The sequence below is a fragment of the Microvirga massiliensis genome, from assembly GCF_001006805.1.
GTDB lineage: Bacteria > Pseudomonadota > Alphaproteobacteria > Rhizobiales > Beijerinckiaceae > Microvirga > Microvirga massiliensis.
The window spans coordinates 370,488-374,173 of sequence record NZ_LN811359.1 but is presented as its reverse complement, the minus strand read 5'-3'; the positions used below and the strand labels follow the sequence as shown (position 1 = coordinate 374,173).

Sequence of the window (3,686 nt, the reverse complement as noted above, 5' to 3'; positions counted from 1 at the left end):
GGCGACGACGGTTCGCTTGCGTGAGCTGGCGGACGAGGAGCTCTCGAGCTCGAGAGGCTAGCCCACGCGCGAACGGCCCCGGTACGGGAGGTGGAGCGGGCCGGCCTCCTCTGGCGCGCCAGCCAGGGCGAGACCGCGCCGGACCTGGCGGCGCGGTTCCACCACACGGCCGCGACGGTGCGCCGACGCCTGCACCGCTTCAACCACATGGAGTGGACCCGGCCCGGCTCGCTCGTCTCGGCACACTCGGACACGTGACGCGCACCTCGCCGAAGTGGGCCAGGTGCGCGCCCGGATCGAGAAGGTGTTCGGCACTTCCTGCGCCATGTAGAGGAGAGGGTGGCTATACGCCCGCCCTCCTGGCGGGCTAACTCAAGCTGCTCCTTGTCGGCTTCGTCGCTTGCTTGTTCGGGCGGGTTTTGGGGCATCGTCGCGTCCAGGTTGGCGCTACCGCGTCGCCCAGGCTCTCTCATCTACTCCAGTGCCTCGACCCCAAGCAGACCACAGCGGGCAAGATCCGACAGCCCGCACGGCGGCAGTTCGCCTGCGATGGTGCGGAGGGCCGTGCGCAATCCTTCAACTGACATGGGTCGGCTCCAGCGTGAGTGGTTCAGCAACGTCACTCTGCCAGACAGAGCGGACCGCTATCCACCCGCATAGGGTCTGTAGTGTTAAGACAGGGCGGCAAGCCGGCACATCCTTTCGAGCGCCTGCTGTACCCGTTCTCCCGCATCGCGGCTGCCCATCCGGCGCTGGTGCGCTAAACACACCACTCATGGCGTAGGTAGTGAATGAGGACTGACCGAAGAAGCGGCCGCTGAGTGGCCCAAGAAGGCACGACAAAGCGTGCGAGCTATAGTTGCGCCTCAAGCCGCGTTTTGCGGATCTGTGATCCCGGGTAGTAATATAGGGTCGTGCAGGCATCCGGCGGAGCGGGGGCTGCGGGCGCGTCGCCGTGACTCTGATATCCTTGCATCTCCGGGCTCGGCAGCGCTACCCTTGGGACATGAACCACTCCAATCGTCGCGCGCTGATTATCGGCTGCCACGGAGGCGTGGGATACGCCGTGCTCGCTCTCCTCCAGCAGAGTGCGGCGGGCCAGCGGCTGCGCGAGCAACTCGACGCGATCCTGCTCGTCGACCGCAAGCCACCCGATGGCCCGGTGCCGCTCGAGCAAGGCGTGCTGCTCCCACCCACGACCATTGAATCGGCCAGCGACCTCGCCCGCCTCGTTCGCGAGCACCAGATCACCGAAGTCATCGATCTCTCGTCCATCGACACGCTAGACTGCACGCGCGCCTGCGACGAGCTGGGCGCGCATTTCCTGTGCACGAGTGTCGAGGAATGGCCCTGGCGCGGATCGATCCCGACGGACGAGGCGATTGCGCGGCTCATTCCGCCACGGCGCCCCGCGCTGAGCAGGAGAGGCCACCTCGTGGGGAGTGGCGCTAATCCTGGGATCGTGAACGCGTTGGCGTTCGCCGCCATTGAGGAGCTCGCCCGGCGCGTGGGAGTGGCGCCCACGCCCGACGCGCTGGAGCTCCGCGCCATACTCATCACCGAGGATGACACGACCGCCGCGCGCGATGCACCCCACGGCGATGACGTGTTCGCCATGACGTGGAGTCCGGCGCACTGCCTGGAGGAGTTGTTCGAGCCCCGAGCGTTCGCGGCCCGCGACGGAAACGTGGTCGGGCTGGGGCACGCGCCGACCGAGCGGCGCTACCGGGCGCGATGCGGCGATCGCGTCATCGAGGGGATGGCCGTTCCGCATGAGGAGACGGTGACGCTTACGCGCCTGCTCTCGGGAGTGGAGATCGCGTTCATCTACCAGATCCCACTCGCGGCCCGGTGCGCGCTCGCCGCACACCCGGAGTGGCGCTCGACCGATGAGTGGCGGCTGCATCGCCTCTTCCCGCCCTTCAGCACCACGCTTGCGGGGCAGGACCGCGTGGGCGTGCTCCTGTGCAGCCGCCGTTTCGGCGAGCTCTGGTTGGGGTTTGACACCGATGTGAGCGCGGGGCTCGCGCTGGGAACGAACGCCACGCAGCTTCAGGTCGCGGCCGGCGTGCTTGCGGGGTGGACGCAGCTCGGCAGTCGCGTGGGGATCCACTTCGTGGAGAAGCTGGACTGGCAAGGATTCCTGAGCGTGGTCAGCGAGGTGCTCAGCCCCACCGTAGTAGTGCACGATCCAACGGCCGCTCTGCTCACGCTGGTCGATCGCGTGGAGGTGGGGAGCGGTAATTGGTAATCGCCAGTCGCGAGATCCTCGAGGCAGTGATTATGTCGGTTCGACGGACGAATCTTGAGCGATCGGGATGGGATAAATGCGCCTACTAAACCGTCAAAGCCTCTGTGCAGAGGATCTAAACAGCGTCTAATTTGGGAACCGTAGTTTCTCCTCGTCGGGATCGAGTTGGTCCTTGACCCAGAGGCGATCGGCCACGGCGAAGGGGTTCTGATTGAGGCGCGTCTCGAAAGCTGATGGTCTGGGACCGGCTCAACGCCCATCGCTCACGCGCCACCACAGACTTCATCGCGGCCCACGTGCAGGATTATGCGGTGGCCTACCTGCCGGCCTATGCGCCCGAGCTCAACCCCGAGGAGCAGTGCAATGTGGTCGTCAAGCGCGCTATGGCGAATGCGCTATCCGGACTATCGCCGACCTGCACCGTCTAGCACGCCGCGAGTTCGTCCGCCTGCAGAGCCGACCCAAGATGATCAGGAGCTTCTTTCACCACGCAGGCCTCTCCGTTACCGGCCTACCGTGAAGATCATTAGCGTCGGTCCATACATGGACTTGTCGGTCAGCAGGATTCCGCTTTCCGGCCAGGATTAGCCCAATCAAAGCAGCCACAATTGCCACAGGCCCTCCCGCGGCACAATGTGGCCTCACTCCGAAGCAGGCATGCGAGAGCATGGGCCGAAGGTCATCTACGCCTGTCGTGCTGGATCTTTCGATTTAGCGTGAGAACGGTGGTGTAATGCGCGTACCTGGTCTGCCAGTTCCGGCACTGGGCCCTCCACCTTCACGCCGGGGACGATCTCTTGAATCGGCAACGGCCGGACGGGAGAAGCGGAAACACCCAGTTCTGTAAGCCACGCAACCAGTCGTTGGGAAGAGGTCGCGTACACGATACGTCCTAACCCGACCCAGCCGTGCGCGGCGGCGCACATCGGGCAATGTTCGCCCGACGTGAAAACGGTGGCCATTGCCCGCTCGTCCGAAGTCATGTTGGCTGCAGCCCAACGCGCCAACTCGAATTCCGGATGGCGCGTCTTGTCGCCTCCGGCGACACGGTTCCGATCCTCGGCGAGGACTTCTCCATCCCCGGCAACGAGAACCGAACCAAACGGTTCATCGCCTGCCTCGAGGGCCTTAGCCGCCAGTTCAACACAGCGGCGCAGATGCTTCAGCTCGACATCGTCCACCATCGCACTTTCTCATCAATGGCTAGCTGGCGAGCCCGCAAACGTAGGCCGAAACTGCCCACGATGCAAACCACCCTATACGAGCTCAGTACATTGCACCGGAATCATTGTGCGAGAACGGGTTCTGCGAGAGTTTCAACGGCGAGAGACGAGTGCCTGATGCTGAAGAAGATCTCCAGCTTGTGAGAGGTACAGTTCGTGATCGGCATGTGGCAAGACACCTCCAACTGCGTGAGACCACACTCGCCGCTTAA

The 3,686-nt window shown here is 64.4% G+C and carries 4 protein-coding genes; 3 read left to right on the top strand and 1 reads right to left on the bottom strand.

Annotation, left to right across the window (positions count from 1 at the left end):
* Positions 1-90 precede the first annotated feature (90 nt).
* The 3 genes from BN1233_RS51220 to BN1233_RS27905 all read left to right on the top strand — a co-directional run bounded on the left by BN1233_RS51220 (position 91) and on the right by BN1233_RS27905 (position 2,679).
* Positions 91-258: a hypothetical protein gene (locus BN1233_RS51220; RefSeq protein WP_425311750.1), complete on the top strand. Its 168-nt coding sequence runs from the start codon at positions 91-93 to the stop codon at positions 256-258.
* 697 nt (positions 259-955) lie between these two features.
* On the top strand, positions 956-2,251 hold the full coding sequence (locus BN1233_RS27910) for a homospermidine synthase (protein ID WP_187144386.1): 1,296 nt from the start codon (positions 956-958) through the stop codon (positions 2,249-2,251).
* A 233-nt stretch (positions 2,252-2,484) separates the two neighbouring features.
* Entirely contained in the window at positions 2,485-2,679 is a 195-nt protein-coding gene (locus tag BN1233_RS27905; protein ID WP_052763954.1) for a transposase, read from the top strand.
* Between the two features lie 255 nt (positions 2,680-2,934).
* Here the strand turns inward: BN1233_RS27905 and BN1233_RS27900 are convergent, their stop codons facing one another.
* Positions 2,935-3,435, bottom strand: a complete 501-nt coding sequence (locus BN1233_RS27900) for a nucleoside deaminase (RefSeq protein ID WP_046866876.1) — start codon at positions 3,433-3,435, stop codon at positions 2,935-2,937.
* Positions 3,436-3,686 lie beyond the last annotated feature (251 nt).